The following is a 15897-nucleotide window of genomic DNA, read 5'->3' as shown; positions in this document are numbered from 1 at the left end:
ACTGATTCTCAATTAGACAAGGTTTTTCGGGACTTTTGTGCATCAGAGCTGTTAGGCATTTGAACATTTTATGACACAATGAGCAAGCGGTAACTTTTACTTTATTGGGGATTGTTTCTAGCTATTATTGTATCACTGTTTATGATATTTATAACACGACTTATGTTTTCAGAGGAATATTGCTGATTCTCTTTGTTAGATGAGATGAAAAAAACACGGTTCAGTTGAAACTGACCGTGTTTTTTTATGATCGTTATTCAGACCAATTCGTATGGAAAACGCCGTCCATATCTGTCCGTTCGTACGTATGGGCGCCGAAGTAATCGCGCTGCGCCTGCAAGAGGTTCGCATTGGAACGACCTGCGCGGTAGCCGTCGTAATAAGAGAGCGCTGTTGTTAAGCATGGGAATGAGCTTCCGGTGCTGATGCCCTCACAAACGACTTTGCGCATGCCTGTTTGATAAGACTGGAGCTTATCTGAGAAATAAGGCGCAATCATCAGGTTTGACAGGTTTGGCTGCTCGCTGAATGCTTCGCTGATGACATTTAGGAAATCTGCGCGGATGATGCAGCCGCCTCGGAAAATCAAGGCGATGTCTTTGAGCGGCAGATTCCATCCGTAAAGCTCAGATGACATTTTGTATTGAGCAAAGCCTTGTGCGTAGGCACATACTTTCCCCATGTAAAGAGCCTGTCTGACGTATTCAATCCACGTGTCTTTATCAAAATGTTTTCCTTCCGTTTCCGGACCTGCTAACACATCTTGAGCCGCTACGCGTTCTTCTTTTAAGGATGACAGGTAGCGGGCGAACAAGGACTCTGTGATGATCGTGGACGGGATGCCATTATCAATCGCCTGCATGCTCGTCCATTTTCCGGTGCCTTTTTGGCCGGTTTTATCAAGGATGACATCGATCAAAGGCTGTCCTGTTTGGTCATCTTTTTTGCGTAAAATCTCAGCTGTAATCTCTATTAAATAGCTTTTCAGCTCACCTTGGTTCCATGTTTCAAAAATAGAGGCAATCTCACCGAGCGGCAGACGCAGCGTTTCTCTCAGAAACGTATACGCTTCTGCAATCAGCTGCATGTCGGCATACTCAATGCCGTTGTGCACCATTTTTGTAAAATGCCCGGCCCCTTTTGGTCCGATGTAGACACAGCACGGATCTTCTCCGACTTGAGCTGCGATTTTTGTCAGGATGGGAGCGGCTTTGTCATAGACGTCGCGATCTCCGCCCGGCATGATAGAAGGCCCTGTTAATGCGCCGACTTCGCCTCCGGAAATGCCGACACCCAGGTAGCCGATGCCTTTTTCCTTCAGCTCGTCATATCTTCTTTCTGTGTCTTCATAGTGGGAGTTTCCTCCGTCCATGATGACGTCGCCTTCTTCAAGCAAAGGCTTTAATGATTGGATGACGGAATCTACGGGTTTCCCCGCTGTGACCATTAAAAAGATTTTTCTTGGTTTCTCTAACGATTGAACAAAATCCTGAAGCTCGTAGTACGGGCTGAGAGATTGTCCATCCAGCTTTTGGATAAGCTGGTCCGTTAAATCTCTGGTGTAATTATAGACGGCGACGTTTTCACCTTTGTTTGCCATGTTTAAGGCGATGTTGCTTCCCATTACGCCTAGTCCTATGACACCAATCGTATTGAACATGTGTTACAGCTCCTTCATCAATTTCATACAACTAAACTTAACAATAATATGAATCCCAGTCCAGCAACGGAAATAATCGTTTCCAGCAACGTCCATGTGGCAAATGTTTCTTTCATGCTTAATCCGAAGTACTCCTTGAACATCCAGAAGCCGGCGTCATTGACGTGTGAGGCAATGACACTTCCGGCGCCAGTTGCGAGCACGACTAATGCCAGGTTAACATCAGAATGCCCCAATAGCGGAATGACTAGTCCTGTTGTGCTTAGCGCGGCAACAGTGGCTGACCCTAAAGAAATGCGCAGGATCGCCGCGATGAGCCAAGCAAGAATAATTGGCGATAATGCCGTTCCTTTGAACAGGTCTGCTACATAATCGCCGACACCGCCGTTGATCAGCACTTGTTTGAAGGCGCCGCCTCCCCCGATGATCAGAAGCATCATGCCGATTTGTGAAATGGCAGTTGAACAAGAGTCCATCACGGTTTTGACTGGAATGTTGCGTTTGATGCCCATTGTATAGACTGCAACCAATAACGAGATAATCATAGCAGTCGATGCGTTTCCAATCAATCGGATAAATGCTAAAACTCCGTTATCCGCAAATCCGATTGTTTCCTGAAGGAGGTTGATAATGGTTGCGACCGACATGATGATAATCGGGAGCATTGCAGTAAAAACGCTGATTCCGAAGCCGGGTGTCTCCTCAAGCTTGAACGTTTTTTGTGTGCCGAGTGATGTAATATTGCCGTTTTTCGCAAATGATGCAGGAACGATTTTTTTCGCAAACTTTGTAAATAAAGGCCCTGCGATGAACACTGTCGGAACAGCAACGATAAAGCCGTACAGCAGGACTTCCCCAATGTTTGCGCCGTACTCGCCGGCAATCGCCGTAGGCCCCGGATGCGGAGGCAGGTAACCGTGCGTGACGGACAGCGCTGCGACCATTGGAATTCCGAGATATAAAATAGAAATCTTCAATTCTCGTGAAATCGCAAATACAATCGGAATTAATAGAACCAAGCCTACTTCAAAAAATAACGCAATACCGATAATGAATGAGGCTATGACAACGGCCCATTGAATGTTTTTCTCGCCGAATTTATTGACGAGCGTCATCGCAATGCGCTGTGCGCCTCCAGAATCCGCGATCAGCTTGCCCAGCATCGCACCGAGTCCGAAGATAAGCGCGATGTGGCCAAGAGTTCCCCCTATTCCTTCTTCAATGGAGCTGACAACTTTATCGAACGGCATCCCGAGTGCCAATGCCACGCCGAACGATACGATCAGCAAGGAAATAAATGTGTTTAATTTTAAGCCCATAATCAAAAGCAGTAAAGCTAAGATCCCAAGTGCAACAATGATTAATGGCATGGTAGTGCCCTCCCCTTCATGTCATGTGCTAGTTGGGTGTGATTAAGCCCCTTTGATAGTCTGCAATTTGTGTATATTGATTTTCTAATAATCTTGATAGGTTAATGAAAATCGGCATTAATTGTCTGTACTCTTTGGCTGAGTCTTCGATCGGCGTGTGTCTGTGCGTGCTGCCGACCATGTCGGACACGGCATCGAATGAATCAATTTTTCCTGTCGCATACAGGCCTAAAATGCAGGCACCGAGACACGAGCTTTCGTAGCTTTCCGGTACGACAACCTCTGATTCGAAGATATCCGCCATCATTTGGCGCCAAACCTCTGACCTCGCAAATCCCCCTGTTGCCTGAATACGGGTTACCGGGCCGTCCATGCATTCTGTTAACGCCAGGAACACCGTGTACAGGTTGTAAATGACACCCTCTAATGCCGCGCGTATCATATGTTCTTTCTTATGCGACATGGTCAGGCCGAAAAATGAGCCGCGCACATCGGAATTCCACAACGGAGCGCGTTCTCCGGCGAGGTATGGGTGGAACAGCAGACCGTCAGAACCCGGTCTGACGCGTTGGGCAATTTTCGTCAGCACATCATATGGATCAATGCCCAATCGTGTCGCTGTTTCGATTTCGGAAGAGGCAAACTCGTCTCTGATCCAGCGAAGGACGATGCCGCCATTGTTTACAGGTCCGCCGATAACCCAATGCTTGTCCGTCAAGGCGTAGCAGAAAACTCGTCCCTTTTCATCGGTTTGCGGCTGGTCAATAATTGTGCGGATGGCACCGCTTGTCCCGATGGTCACGGCAATCTCGCCCTTCTTAATGGCGTTGACGCCGAGATTGGACAGCACGCCGTCGCTGGCGCCGATGACAAAAGGTGTTTCCGGATCGATTCCCATTTGGATGGCTAATTCCGGACGGCAGTTCTGAAAGATCTGGGTTGTCGGCACGAGTTTGGACAAGTGATCCGGCGTGATGCCTGCGATGCGCAGTGCCTCTTCATCCCAATCTAAGTTTTTCAGGTTCATCATGCCTGTCGCTGAGGCCAAAGAATAATCGATGACATACTCATTGAATAACTGTTTAAAAATGTACTCTTTGATGCCGATATATTTTTTTGCTTTGGAAGCAATGTCTTTTCGTTCATTCGTGATCCAAGCAATTTTACTTAACGGCGACATCGGATGGATCGGTGTTCCTGTAAGTCTGTACACCTCATGCCCGTTCCATTCATCTTTGATCTTATGTGTCCAGCCTTCGCTCCGGTTATCGGCCCATGTAATGCAAGGCGTCAGCGGCTTGTCATTTTCGTCGATTGCAATCACGCTGTGCATGGCGCTGCTGAACGAAATGAATGAGATTTGTTTTTCCGGATGCTGTTTCGTAATTCTCACTGTTGTGTGGATCACTGCCTGAAAAATCTCCTCCGGATTTTGTTCAGCTGTTGAGATATCCGGCGTATAGAGCGGATAGCCGATGCTTTCCTTCTGTAGCACGTCTCCGTTTTCACTGAATAACACAGCTTTTGTGCTTGTCGTGCCGATGTCGATTCCTAACATATAACTAGTCATTGTTGCTTTCAGCTCCTTTTGCCAGCATTTGTTGTGAGAGCCACAGGTCTTCTACCTTTTCTTGTACGTCGTCAAAGTTTTGATGAAGAGACTGAATCATCAGCGCCCTGTCCTTTGCTTTAATGGCCTGAATATAAAGCTCATGGTTATCTAAAATCCTTGTGAAGTCTTCATGTTTTTCCTTTAACCGTACCCGCATAGATAACAGAATAAAGCTTTCCATAACAGGTTTTAGATTGTTCCAGATCATCTGAATATATGAATGATCGATGGCCCGGATAATCGTTTCATGGAATAGCACATCTTGAAATGAAAATTCGTCTGCGTCCTCGTATTTGATGGAGACTTTCATCATTTCAAGTATTTTGCTGAGATCCTTAACTAAAGGCTCAATGTCAATTTTGACAAGCTGTTCAAAGACAAACGTTTCTAATAGTAAACGCACATCATAAATTTCCGCGATTTCTTTCTCAGTTAACCCAATGACAACCGCTCCCATTCGTTCTAAGCGGATGATTTTTTCGGATGCGAGTATTTTTAACGCATCGCGAACCGGCGAACGGCTTACTGAAAAATCGGAGGCAATCGTATTTTCTGATAAAATGGTACCGCTTTCAATAACACCTGAAATGATCCGCATTCTCAGCTCGCATGCGATACGAACACCGGTTGACGCTTTTGCGAGCCATTTTGCAGGATACAACAGGTCCTTGGCGTCTAGCATACACTCACCTTCCTCACTAAAGGAGTATACTTGTATACAAGTATGATAACGCGAATATGTCATTTGTGCAAACACTTTCATTTCTAATTTTCAATAAAATTTTCTCTGAATAAATGGTATGTATTTCCAAAGGAGATATGATACATTGGAGATAAATAGATTACGTGAATCATGTTTTGAAAGAGGTGATTGGGATGAAAATTATCATTGCACCTGATTCTTTTAAGGAAAGTTTGTCGGCTCTGGAGGCTGCCGACGCGATAGAAAGAGGTTTTACATCGGTTTTCCCTGACGCGGATTGCAGAAAACTGCCGATGGCGGACGGCGGCGGGGGCACCGTTCGCTCTCTGGTTGATGCTACTAACGGTTGGATCACAGAGCAGGTTGTTACAGGGCCGCTGGGGGAATCGGTGAAAGCGTTTTTTGGCATGATGGGAGATGGGAAAACAGCTGTAATTGAAATGGCGGCCGCCTCAGGACTGCATCTCGTACCTGTTGAAAAGCGCAATCCGCTCGTCACCACAACAAGGGGGACGGGAGAATTGATCGCGGCGGCTCTTGATGCTGGTGCGGAGCGGTTGGTCATCGGGATCGGCGGAAGCGCAACGAACGACGGAGGAGCCGGAATGATTCAAGCGTTGGGCGGAAGGCTTCTTGATGAATCAGGCCGTGAGATCGGCCCCGGGGGCGGCGCGTTGTCTCAGCTTGCATCCATAGATGTAAGCGGGCTTGATCCCAGAATTTATCATGTCAAACTGGAGGTCGCCTGCGACGTGGACAATCCATTAACAGGTCCAAGAGGTGCTTCATCTGTTTTCGGGCCGCAAAAAGGTGCGACAGCCGACATGGTTAATGCCTTGGATCAGCACTTGACCCATTTCGCGGATGTGGCAGAAAAAGCGCTCGGAACAACCTTCAGAGAAACAGAGGGCGCCGGCGCAGCGGGCGGCCTTGGGTGGAGTCTGCTGGCTTTTCTTCAGGCTGAGCTGAAAAGAGGCATTGATATTGTTCTAGAAGCGGTTGATTTTGAAAATGAAGTGCAGGATGCCGATCTTGTGATTACCGGTGAGGGACGGATTGACAGCCAAACCATTTATGGAAAAACGCCGATCGGCGTGGCCAAGGCGGCTAAATCCTATGATGTGCCCGTTATTGGCATTGCAGGATCAATATCAAGAGACAGTGGTGCGGTCTATCAACACGGAATCGACGCGCTTTTCAGCATCGTTCCCGGAGCTGTGCCGCTTGAAGACGCGTTTGAGCATGCCGCGGAATATATGGAAAGAACGGCTCGGGACATTGCGGCATCCATCAAGTTGGCGAGAACGATGTTTCTGATCTAGCAGGCACACACGCCGATGCATAGCCATCCTCCTTTTTGGGTAGAGATAGTTAACCGCACAATGAGACATTCATCCCAGAAGGAGGACAAAGACATGACAGTACAGGAAATTAAAGGTAAAAAACTCGTAAAAGGCATAGCGCCAAACGTAGAACCAGAAGCCTTGTTAAATGATAAACGAAAAGTATTTTTGTTTGGTTCCCCGAGTTACACAAATATCGGTGACCAGGCGATTGCGTATGCGGAAGAGAAGTTTATCAAAAACCGTTTTCCGTATTATGAATACATTGAGATTATGGATTATGCGACGGATGAGGGCATTGAACTGGTGAAGGAGATTATTCGTGAAGACGATATTGTCTGCTTTACAGGCGGAGGGAATTTAGGAAACCTTTATCTCGATATTGAGGAAGACAGAAGAAAGGTTTTCTCGGCGTTTAAGGACTACAAATCGATTTCTCTCCCGCAGTCCGTTTATTTTGAAGATACGGAGGAAGGCAATCAAGAAAAGAAGAAAACGCAGGACGCGTACCATCAAAATCCAAACTTAACGATTGCCGCGCGCGAGACGCAGACGCTTGATGTTGTAAACCAGACCTTCAACTCCAATGTGATCTTTACGCCGGATATGGTGCTCTCCTTGGATATTGTGCCGAAAGAGCTCGAGCGGGACGGCGTTCTCTTTATTTTAAGAGCCGATAAGGAGAAAGTGACCGACGAAGATTTTATTTCACAGATGAAGAAATGGGCAGAACAAACGACTTACACGGAGCGTACCGATACGGTGCTGGATACGGTCGACACCATCGATTACGCCGACCGTGAAAAGCATTTTATGGAGATGCTGGACCGCATCGGTTCAAGTAAATTGGTCATCACTGACCGCCTACACGCAATGATTTTCTCCATTATCACCAAAACACCTTGCCTCGTCTTTGGCAACAGCTACGGCAAAGCCAAACATTCGTACCGGGATTGGCTCGAAAGCTTAAACTTCATTGAGTATACGGATCAAAACGATGTTGAGGAGCTGGAGCGCATGATCGGCCGCCTGCTTCAAGCCGAGCCGAATGACGTTGATTTGTCTAAGGATTTTCAGCCGTTGGTTGAATTTTTTAAATCATAGAAGAAAAAGCAGACTGATGGCAGTCTGCTTTTTCTAATGAACCATTATAATCCGATCGAATTTATCAAACTCGAGACGTCGGAACGAACTTTATCAAATGAAAGCTGATCTTTCATTTTATCAGTGACACTGTCTATCGCTTTTCCTGACATATAATGGTCCAGGAGTTCCCGTTTCGCCTTAACTGCCTGCTCGGCGTCTGTAAGGTCATCATAGATGGAGGACAAGTTCTTACGGTCTTCCTGAAAAGCATAGCTTAGTTGTTTTTTGATAGAATTCATCAGAGCCAATTTTTGTTCTTGTCTTTTCTTCTCTTTGAACGCCGCCAATTGTTCTGGTGTCATTTCAGATGTAGCCATATGGGCATTTGAAAAAAGCGAAGTGCTTGAATGCTGGCTCGTCACTTTTTGCAGAAAACGGTCAGCATCTGTTGGTTTTTTATTCATAAAATCCATGTCTCTTTCTCTCCTTATGAAATCCCCATCCGGCTTGCTGCTGCCAGATCTGCATCATGGTAAGCATGTCCCATATGGCCAAGGTCATCTGCCACCATCTGAAGCAAGTGCTGTAAATGAAGCGCTGCATCTACTGCCTGATCATATTTTTCTTTTGAGTAAAAAAGGTGATGGGGTTTATTCATTTTGATCTTATTGATCAAATCATCGACATCAGAAATTGATAATTCATCATATGTGCCAAAGCCAACCATTCGTGTATGCATATTTCTGACATCCTCAATTGAATCCTTTACGTTGTCATCAATTCTTTCAATTTGGCGTATAATCTTAGACCATTCTGATTCAGCGATATGTTTTAACTGCGTGCTTGTATTCATCAATACATGTGACTTAATGAGGATCGAAACACCTGTATTGGCTTTCACATTCGTTGATTTCATTTGCTTAAGCATCGCTGCCGCAAGCTCTGGATTGTTTTTTAACACATCATCTACAGTTTGGGCAGAGCCATCTGAATTGAAGGTATATCGGTCCAGACCGTGACTTCCCATCAAGGCTTCGGCAAATAGTGTGACATCAAGAGATTGATTGTTGTAATGTTTAAATGCCAGGCCCAACATCTTCACTACATCAGGGAGGCGATTATGTTGTACACCGTTTGGCAAAGCCTCGTCATACATCACCTTCACTTTACCTACTTCAGCGGCATCCCGATTCAGCAAAGATAATCCATCATTTAAATTGATATATTCTGTTAAGCGGCTGCGGAAATCTCCTTTTAACGCCCGAGCCTTGACATCCTCAGGCAGGTTTTCATATATGTTGGGATTTTCGAAAGTAACACCGCGTTTGATAAAGTCATTCATCACGACTGCATAGCTTGCATTAGAACCGCCTAATGAGTGACCGGTGACTTGAATGTCAGCATTTTTAAAGTCTTTATGTATTTTTTTTGCATACTGGTCTGCCTGAATCGCCTGGTTCTCTGTCCCGTCATCAAACGGTTTTTTGCCAACCAAATAACTAGTGTCCATATGGAGCCAATCTTGCAGTATCTCATTTGAGTATTCAGAAAGCCCTTTTGCTGAGTCATAAAAGGAACCATCTTCATCTTCAGGAATGTTGATCCCCTTCTTCTCTACTTCTTTAATAAGCTGTTCCCGCTTATCACGATATTGTTTTATTGTATCTTGGAATTGGCCGAGACTGATAGGTTCTGATCCACGGTATGCGATGATGGCGTTTTGGATTTTTTCTTTGTCTTTTCCATTGTTTGAAAGTGTATAATCTCTTTCATTAACAAAGGTCAATGCGTCAAGACCCTTTTCAGTTTTTTTATAATCAACAACATACAGCTTTTGGCCGTTGCTAATTTTTATTGTTTGACCAATATGGTATTTTTTAAGGTTATATGCTGAACTGGAAATTTCATTATAATCTTCATCACTAATTTTAAAAGTGTTTTTTCTTATTGCCATTTCACTATTCCCCCAAACTTTACCTATCTTGTATAATAAAATAAAAAAGGATGAAATACCATGATAAATCCCAAAAAAATACTAATTGCAGGGGCTGTTTTATTAATCTCACTAACATGTGTTTTTTATATTAATCATCAACTGAATAAACCAGAAAAATCAGAGGTCACCGGAGGTAAAAAAAATATGAATAATAAAGAAAAAAGTGAACAAGAAAAAGCTGAATCATACGTTGAGGAAATGAAGCCGAAAATAGAAGAAGAGCTAAGAAAAGAGGATATTCATCATTTTATAAAGTCTGTAACTTTTGAGGATAAAGTTAATATAAATCCGATGGGAAGAATTGTAGTGAATGGTTATATAAATGACAATCCAGATAAATTTGATTTTTCCGCAGATTTAATATACGACTCCAATAAAGTAGATGGAATAAGCTATTCCCAAGATGTATCAGATCGTTTCAGAGATTGGAGCGAGTACAGCAAAGAGGTAAAAGATAAATATATCAAAACCGCATATCCCGATAAAAAAGAGCGTGAACAATATTTAAAAGACATAGGTGAAATGAAATAAAAATATGAAAAAACAAATGCGATTCAAATTACTAGCTTATGTGATTGTTTTGTTCATTGTAATGGGTGGCTTCACTTATAAAATAGTAAAAATGTCAGACGTTACTAATAAAGAAAAAAGTGAGCAAGAAAAAGCTGAAGAGTACGCTGTAAAGATGAAGCCGAAAATTAAAGAACATCTTAAGGAAGAAGATATTCACAACTTTATTAAAACAATTACTTTCGAGGATAAAATTGAAATAAACCCAATGGGAAGAATAATTGTAAATGGATATATAAATGACAATCCAGATAAGTTTTACTTCTCAGCAGATTTAATTTATGATTCCAATAAAGTGGACGGAATGAGTTACCCTGAGGATGTAGGTAACCGTTTTACAGACTGGAGCGAATACAGCAAGAAAGAAAAAGAAGAATACATCAAAACCGCATACCCTGATAAAAAAGAGCGTGAACAATATTTAAGAGATATCGGAGAACTAAAATAAACAGGCAAAAAGGCCGGTTTGTATCCCCAAAAAAGACTGCCCTCCTCCGGGGCAGTCTTTCTTAATTATATATGAAACAGCCAGACGACGAGCGGCCCAAAAAATGAGCCAAGGACCGCACAAAGCGTCATGGAGACGGAACTCATGGAGACGGCCAGTTCTCCGTATTCGAATGCTTTTGAGGTGCCCAGTGCGTGGGAGGCGCTTCCTAATGCGATGCCTTGGCCAAGTGAACTGCGTATGCGAAGCCATTTTAGGACAAGCGGCCCGAGGATGACGCCTGAAAAGCCCGCAATCATGACAAAGACGACTGTCATGGAAGGGACACCGCCAAGACCGGCGGCGATTTGAATGGCGACAGGGGTTGTGATCGATTTCGGCAGAATGGATAATAAGAGATCATGATCAATCCCGAGTGCTTCCGCGAAGATCAGCCCGCTGATCATTCCCATGCCTAGTCCGACCAGTACGCCGCCTATGATGGGAACACAATGTTTGACAATGATATGCCATTGTTTATAAAGCGGATAGGCGAGTGCCACAACAGCCGGCCCAAGCAAAGAATTGATCCATTTTCCCCCGATCATATAGTCCTGATACGAAACATGGAATAGAATCAAAACCGTGACAATCAATATTGTCGTTGTCAGAACAGGGATAAGGAATGGAAGCGGGAATCGCTTATAGAGTTTGACCATCGCTACATAAGCGGCAACTGTTAAAAGAATGATAATCATTGCGATACATGCTTGCTGCATTTCTCTTTCTCCTCACGTTTTTTTGCTTTTTTCTCCAATAACTGGCTGGCGAATCCAGCCGCGCTGATCGTGACGATGGTGCTGAGAACGACTGTAATCAGCAGCATCAAACCACTTAATGACAGAAGGGACGGGTATTTCATCACTCCTGTCATAGCAGGTATGAACAATAATGGAAGAAAGGACAATAAAAATCCTGCTCCGTCTTCAATAATGGAAACAGGAACAATACGGAGACCAAGGCAGATCAGCAGCAATACTAACCCGACTATGCTTCCTGACACCGGTAAATGAAGCAGATGCTGAATGGCTTCCCCGATCATAAAAAATACATATAATATCAATACTTGCAAAATAATCCGTATGGTTTTCACATCAAGGCTGCTCTAAAAATCGAACAGCTTCCTCCTTTCTGATGACTTGCTTTGACGCGGGTTCTGAGGAATCACTTTACTTTCTTTTTATATGATTGTACTATACAAGTATAATAATGAAATGAGTAATATGCATTTAGTTTATTCAGTTGATATACATTTGTATTATACAAGTATATGTGATGTTGTCAATATCGGAGATTGGAATGGGGAGCGAGAGCGAGTGGAAAAACAGAATTCAGTTGAACGAATTGAATATGAGCTGACGACTTTTATCAGGAGAGCAGTGTATCTGGATCAATCAGAGAAAAGAACAGGGAATTTGGAGAGATCTTCGTACTTATTGCTGAGGCAATTGGATGAGTTTGGGCCTGCCCGCGTAAAGGAATTGGCCGATTCGTTTAAACTGGATATCTCTACTCTTTCAAGACAAGCGGCGGCACTAGAGGCGAAGGAGCTCATCTATCGTTTCTCAGACCCATCCGATGGCAGAGTCAGCCTGTTTACCATTACAAAGCTCGGGAAACAAACATTAAAAGCGGATAAGCAAAAGCGCCTTGAACGTTATGAACAAATGCTGAAAGAATGGTCAGCGCAGGAAAAAGAGATGTTCGGCGAGCTTTTGCAGCGTATGAACAAAGCCTTTATTGATTAATGAAAAAACCCATGTGCTCGATGAAACAGCATGGGTTTTTCTTATGGTCAGAGATTATCTGCTTCGTTTGACGGCAGCCCAAGCCAACAGTCCGGCCACTGCAGCCGCAGATAAAATCGGGCGTTTTGTCGCTTTCGTATAATAGCTCCTTGACCGCATCCATCCTTTATTCGTACCTCTGTCATGCATGCCGTACCCCGCTTCATAAAGCGCGCTTTCTTCCCGCGATTTGGAAGGTCTTTCGGCATGCTGGCTGCGGTACATGATTTTTTCCATCAGTCTGTCAGTCAGCCGGGGGAAAAGAGCGCCCAGTATGGCGAATGCTTTTGCCTGTGAGCCGATGTACATGTCGCGCTTCGGATGTTCGGCGGCAAACAGGATGGCTTCAGCGACTGCTTCGGGCGGGTAGATCATGGAGCGGTAATGCGCCGGCTGTTTGTCGAGGCAGCTGTGCGCGTGTTCGTTGTAAGGCGTGTCAATTCTGCCCGGATGGATGAGCGTAACCGAGACGGGCGCCTGTTCCTTTTCGAGCTCCATTCGGATGCTTTCCGTCCAGCCGTGAAGCGCGAATTTGGCTGAGGCGTATGTGGATTGAATGACGGTTCCCCTGTCGCCGAACAGGCTTCCCACATTGATGAGTGCACCCGGCACGCCTCTGCTTGTGTAGTGTTTGACGGCTGCTCTTGTTCCGTAAACAGGTCCCCAGAAATCTGTGTCGAACATGCGCTTCATGTCATCAACGGTGACGTCCATGGCGTGTCCAAAGATCGAGACAGCGGCATTGTTGACCCATGTGTCAAAGCGGCCGAATGTGCTGATTGCGGTTTCTGCGATGCGGTTGACGTCTTCTTCTTTTCCGACATCCGCTTGCACCCATATGGCGTCGTGCCCTTTTTCCTTAAGTTCATCAGTGAGCTCCTTCAGCGCGTCTTCATTTCGCGCTGCTGCCACGACCTTGGCGCCTTTTTCAGCTGCCATACGTGCCGTGACAAGTCCGATACCGCTTGAAGCGCCGGTAATGACGATCACTTGATCTTTGAGTTTTTTCAGCTTGAGTCTCGTGTTCATGCCAGGGTTCTGCTGTTCAAGCTGTTCTGTATGTGTGACTGCATCATCGTTTGCCATTAAGAATCCCTCCTGAACGCTGTTTTTGTACCTTTACCCCATTCAGAAGGTTCTTAGCCTTTTTGACATTCACAGGGTTCTTTTTTTATTGATATAAGTCGCTCCGCCGTACCTAGGAGGGAATGTTCACGTGCTTCACACAGCGTCACGTCTGTTCCAGCTGCAAGGGTGGTATCACTCCGAATGGCAAAGAAGAATTAGCAATTGAAGCGGTTTATAGGTAAATTGATTGCACATTAAGATGACAGGATTGTAAGGTTGCCATGCCAGCCTGACACCTAAATCGATGTTTCTGCGCTCCTTTTTTTCATACCATTAAGGTACAGAAAAAAGGAGCGTGATGGCAATGTCTTCATTACAGCCGACTTTGGCAAATGAGCGGATTGGCGTTCTGGATGTGCTGAGGGGAATGGCGATTTTCGGCATCTTATTTGTCAATCTGGCACACTTCAGTTATCCGGATATGTATTTGTCTATGCTTGGAAAAGAGAATTTTTTTACGGAAAAGTGGTCTGAGGCTGATTTTGCGGCAGCCGACATTTTGACATTTTTCATTCAAACAAAATGTATTTTATTGTTTTCCTTTTTATTTGGATTCGGCATGATTGTCATGATGGAGAGGGCCGCAAGCAAAGGGAAGCGGTTTGCTCCGCTATATGCGAGAAGGTTAGCGGCGCTCCTCTTATTTGGAACGGTTCACGCCTTTTTGATTTGGGACGGGGATATTTTAACGGAATACGCCTTGCTCGGCTTTGTCCTGCTCTTATTTCGAAAAGCAAAGCCGAAAACGCTGCTGATATGGGCGGTTTCTTTGTATCTCCTGTTTTCGCTTCCGTTCATGTTGACCAGCTTTGATCAATCAAACGGACAGGAATGGGCACAAGCGGTAATCCAGCAGGCAAAACAAGCGCTCCATGTTTACGGAAGCGGCAGCTTGAAGGACATTGCGGAACAGCGGATCCATGATCGTCTTGTTTACATGTCTTCGAATGGCATGCTGACGTATAACCCGCTCAACTTCTTCTTTGCATCTATTCCTTATTTCAGCATGTTTTTGCTGGGGGCTGCTGCGGCGAAGTCACGATATTTGCATGAACCCGGAAAGCATCGTAAAGGCTTAAAAAGAATGTGGCTGGCTGGGCTAGTCATCGGCATCGGCGCTCAAGCGCTGTACAGTATAACGGATAAGGAAATATTCTTCCTGATTGGCGCGCCTTTCCTCATGTTTTTCTATGCCACAACGGTTGTTTTTGTTTATCATAAAACAAGAGTGGGAACAGTGCTGCAATCATTCTCCGCTGTTGGGCGGATGGCATTTACCAATTATCTGATGCAGTCTATCGTGTGTACGTGGATATTCTATCATTACGGCTTGGGGTTATACGGGAAAGTGTACCCTGCCGCCGGCGTGCTCATTACGATTGCTGTTTGTGCCGTTCAAATGGTCTTCAGCCACCTTTGGCTTCGGATATTTCGGATGGGGCCGCTTGAGTGGCTGTGGAGAAGCACTACATATCTGTCGTGGCAGCCTATTGTAAAGAAAACAAAAGTCTAGATGCCTATTGGCTCTAGACTTTTTTCTATTATTTATACACGACACGAGTTTTGCAAATGATGTCATGCAGGCCTTTTTTCTCGCCAAAGGCGATCATGATAAAACCGATATAAAAGATGATTCCAGATAAAATGTACGCAAAGTAACGGCCGATTGCCTGTCCGACAGAAACCCGTCCGCCTTGTTCATTGACCACTTTCAGGCCAAGAATTTTTTTGCCGAGTGTGCCCTGCATTTTAGAAGCTGTGAGCAGACCATAATATAATACACAGATGACAAGCATGATCAGCATGGTAGGGAAAAATGCAAGCGTCATGTATTTCACCATATACTCCTCTTCCGTCATGTAAGGGTTTGTTGCCACAGATCCAGCTACAAACACAGTATTGATCATAAATAGAATAATATAACTAGGAACAGATATAATAATGCCATCAATAAAATAAGCTAAAAAACGAATCCAAAATCCTGCTGTTTTTTCCATGTATTTTTCTCTCTCCTTTGAATTAATCTGGAATAGTATACTTTGAAAGAAAAGTATGTGCAATATGATATGGTGATAAAATCCTGATATGCCTGAAAAATGAGTCTTTTCTCCTTTGTTTTTACTATATGAATATACTAGTAATATCCATATGATTT

At 44.5% G+C, this 15897-nt stretch carries 16 protein-coding genes and 1 pseudogene; 7 read left to right on the top strand and 10 right to left on the bottom strand.

Translation table 11 applies throughout. The features are described 5' to 3' along the window. Positions 1-253 precede the first annotated feature (253 nt). The 4 genes from gnd to G4P54_RS20575 are packed head-to-tail and all read right to left on the bottom strand — an operon-like array spanning position 254 to position 5324. Positions 254-1660 carry a decarboxylating NADP(+)-dependent phosphogluconate dehydrogenase gene (gnd, locus tag G4P54_RS20590; protein WP_167873733.1) on the bottom strand — a complete coding sequence of 469 codons (1407 nt, stop codon included), beginning with the start codon at positions 1658-1660 and terminating at the stop codon, positions 254-256. Positions 1661-1683: 23 nt separating this feature from the next. Further along, positions 1684-3030, bottom strand: coding sequence for a gluconate permease GntP (gene gntP, locus G4P54_RS20585; RefSeq protein WP_024713303.1), 1347 nt, complete (start codon positions 3028-3030; stop codon positions 1684-1686). A gap of 28 nt (positions 3031-3058) precedes the next feature. After that, a complete protein-coding gene (gene gntK, locus G4P54_RS20580) occupies positions 3059-4600 on the bottom strand; it encodes a gluconokinase (protein ID WP_167873732.1) in 1542 nt (513 codons plus the stop codon). After that, complete coding sequence (locus G4P54_RS20575; protein WP_024713301.1) at positions 4593-5324, bottom strand: GntR family transcriptional regulator; 732 nt, start codon at positions 5322-5324, stop codon at positions 4593-4595. Before G4P54_RS20575 ends, gntK begins: the two co-directional genes overlap by 8 nt. A gap of 194 nt (positions 5325-5518) precedes the next feature. Here G4P54_RS20575 and G4P54_RS20570 point away from each other — a divergent pair, with 194 nt between their 5' ends. Both G4P54_RS20570 and G4P54_RS20565 read left to right on the top strand, forming a co-directional pair. Next, the gene (locus tag G4P54_RS20570; protein WP_167873731.1) at positions 5519-6667 is read left to right on the top strand and encodes a glycerate kinase; all 1149 of its coding nucleotides are present in this window, start codon (positions 5519-5521) and stop codon (positions 6665-6667) included. 93 nt (positions 6668-6760) lie between these two features. Beyond that, positions 6761-7792, top strand: coding sequence for a polysaccharide pyruvyl transferase family protein (locus tag G4P54_RS20565; protein WP_024713299.1), 1032 nt, complete (start codon positions 6761-6763; stop codon positions 7790-7792). A gap of 44 nt (positions 7793-7836) precedes the next feature. Here the strand turns inward: G4P54_RS20565 and G4P54_RS20560 are convergent, their stop codons facing one another. Further along, a complete protein-coding gene (locus tag G4P54_RS20560) occupies positions 7837-8247 on the bottom strand; it encodes a hypothetical protein (protein WP_167873730.1) in 411 nt (136 codons plus the stop codon). Positions 8248-8261: 14 nt separating this feature from the next. Then, complete coding sequence (locus G4P54_RS20555; RefSeq protein ID WP_167873729.1) at positions 8262-9728, bottom strand: DUF2974 domain-containing protein; 1467 nt, start codon at positions 9726-9728, stop codon at positions 8262-8264. Positions 9729-9788: 60 nt separating this feature from the next. On the opposite strand from G4P54_RS20555, the gene G4P54_RS20550 reads away from it, so the two are divergent. Continuing rightward, entirely contained in the window at positions 9789-10301 is a 513-nt protein-coding gene (locus G4P54_RS20550) for a DUF1433 domain-containing protein (protein ID WP_167873728.1), read from the top strand. Positions 10302-10317: 16 nt separating this feature from the next. Continuing rightward, complete coding sequence (locus G4P54_RS20545) at positions 10318-10788, top strand: DUF1433 domain-containing protein (protein ID WP_167873932.1); 471 nt, start codon at positions 10318-10320, stop codon at positions 10786-10788. A gap of 65 nt (positions 10789-10853) precedes the next feature. Here G4P54_RS20545 and G4P54_RS20540 read toward each other — a convergent pair whose 3' ends face one another. Together G4P54_RS20540 and G4P54_RS20535 are read right to left on the bottom strand one after the other, a co-directional pair. Then, positions 10854-11546 (bottom strand): LrgB family protein, encoded by a 693-nt coding sequence (locus G4P54_RS20540; RefSeq protein WP_024713294.1) that lies wholly within the window; start codon positions 11544-11546, stop codon positions 10854-10856. Then, positions 11522-11920 (bottom strand): CidA/LrgA family holin-like protein, encoded by a 399-nt coding sequence (locus tag G4P54_RS20535; protein ID WP_167873727.1) that lies wholly within the window; start codon positions 11918-11920, stop codon positions 11522-11524. The genes G4P54_RS20540 and G4P54_RS20535 overlap by 25 nt, the downstream gene beginning before the upstream one ends. 223 nt (positions 11921-12143) lie before the next feature. Between G4P54_RS20535 and G4P54_RS20530 the strand changes: the two genes are divergently transcribed. After that, the gene (locus G4P54_RS20530; protein ID WP_167873726.1) at positions 12144-12575 is read left to right on the top strand and encodes a MarR family winged helix-turn-helix transcriptional regulator; all 432 of its coding nucleotides are present in this window, start codon (positions 12144-12146) and stop codon (positions 12573-12575) included. A gap of 54 nt (positions 12576-12629) precedes the next feature. Here the strand turns inward: G4P54_RS20530 and G4P54_RS20525 are convergent, their stop codons facing one another. After that, entirely contained in the window at positions 12630-13700 is a 1071-nt protein-coding gene (locus G4P54_RS20525; RefSeq protein WP_167873725.1) for an SDR family oxidoreductase, read from the bottom strand. A gap of 130 nt (positions 13701-13830) precedes the next feature. Here G4P54_RS20525 and G4P54_RS21740 point away from each other — a divergent pair. Both G4P54_RS21740 and G4P54_RS20520 read left to right on the top strand, forming a co-directional pair. After that, positions 13831-13915, top strand: a pseudogene (locus tag G4P54_RS21740) (TetR/AcrR family transcriptional regulator); the annotation flags it as partial. A gap of 131 nt (positions 13916-14046) precedes the next feature. Next, positions 14047-15255, top strand: coding sequence for a DUF418 domain-containing protein (locus G4P54_RS20520; RefSeq protein WP_167873724.1), 1209 nt, complete (start codon positions 14047-14049; stop codon positions 15253-15255). Positions 15256-15283: 28 nt separating this feature from the next. Here G4P54_RS20520 and G4P54_RS20515 read toward each other — a convergent pair whose 3' ends face one another. Continuing rightward, positions 15284-15739, bottom strand: a complete 456-nt coding sequence (locus G4P54_RS20515) for an RDD family protein (RefSeq protein WP_167873723.1) — start codon at positions 15737-15739, stop codon at positions 15284-15286. Positions 15740-15897: the final 158 nt, after the last annotated feature.

This window comes from Bacillus tequilensis, assembly GCF_012225885.1.
GTDB lineage: Bacteria > Bacillota > Bacilli > Bacillales > Bacillaceae > Bacillus > Bacillus tequilensis.
This window is presented reverse-complemented; position numbering and strand designations above follow the sequence as displayed.

Coding starts and splice junctions, on each gene's coding strand:
- gnd (WP_167873733.1), bottom strand. CDS start 1,660: ATGTTCAATACGATTGGTGTCATAGGACTAGGCGTAATGGGAAGCAAC.
- gntP (WP_024713303.1), bottom strand. CDS start 3,030: ATGCCATTAATCATTGTTGCACTTGGGATCTTAGCTTTACTGCTTTTG.
- gntK (WP_167873732.1), bottom strand. CDS start 4,600: ATGACTAGTTATATGTTAGGAATCGACATCGGCACGACAAGCACAAAA.
- G4P54_RS20575 (WP_024713301.1), bottom strand. CDS start 5,324: ATGCTAGACGCCAAGGACCTGTTGTATCCTGCAAAATGGCTCGCAAAA.
- G4P54_RS20570 (WP_167873731.1), top strand. CDS start 5,519: ATGAAAATTATCATTGCACCTGATTCTTTTAAGGAAAGTTTGTCGGCT.
- G4P54_RS20565 (WP_024713299.1), top strand. CDS start 6,761: ATGACAGTACAGGAAATTAAAGGTAAAAAACTCGTAAAAGGCATAGCG.
- G4P54_RS20560 (WP_167873730.1), bottom strand. CDS start 8,247: ATGGATTTTATGAATAAAAAACCAACAGATGCTGACCGTTTTCTGCAA.
- G4P54_RS20555 (WP_167873729.1), bottom strand. CDS start 9,728: ATGGCAATAAGAAAAAACACTTTTAAAATTAGTGATGAAGATTATAAT.
- G4P54_RS20550 (WP_167873728.1), top strand. CDS start 9,789: ATGATAAATCCCAAAAAAATACTAATTGCAGGGGCTGTTTTATTAATC.
- G4P54_RS20545 (WP_167873932.1), top strand. CDS start 10,318: ATGCGATTCAAATTACTAGCTTATGTGATTGTTTTGTTCATTGTAATG.
- G4P54_RS20540 (WP_024713294.1), bottom strand. CDS start 11,546: ATGCAGCAAGCATGTATCGCAATGATTATCATTCTTTTAACAGTTGCC.
- G4P54_RS20525 (WP_167873725.1), bottom strand. CDS start 13,700: ATGGCAAACGATGATGCAGTCACACATACAGAACAGCTTGAACAGCAG.
- G4P54_RS20520 (WP_167873724.1), top strand. CDS start 14,047: ATGTCTTCATTACAGCCGACTTTGGCAAATGAGCGGATTGGCGTTCTG.
- G4P54_RS20515 (WP_167873723.1), bottom strand. CDS start 15,739: ATGGAAAAAACAGCAGGATTTTGGATTCGTTTTTTAGCTTATTTTATT.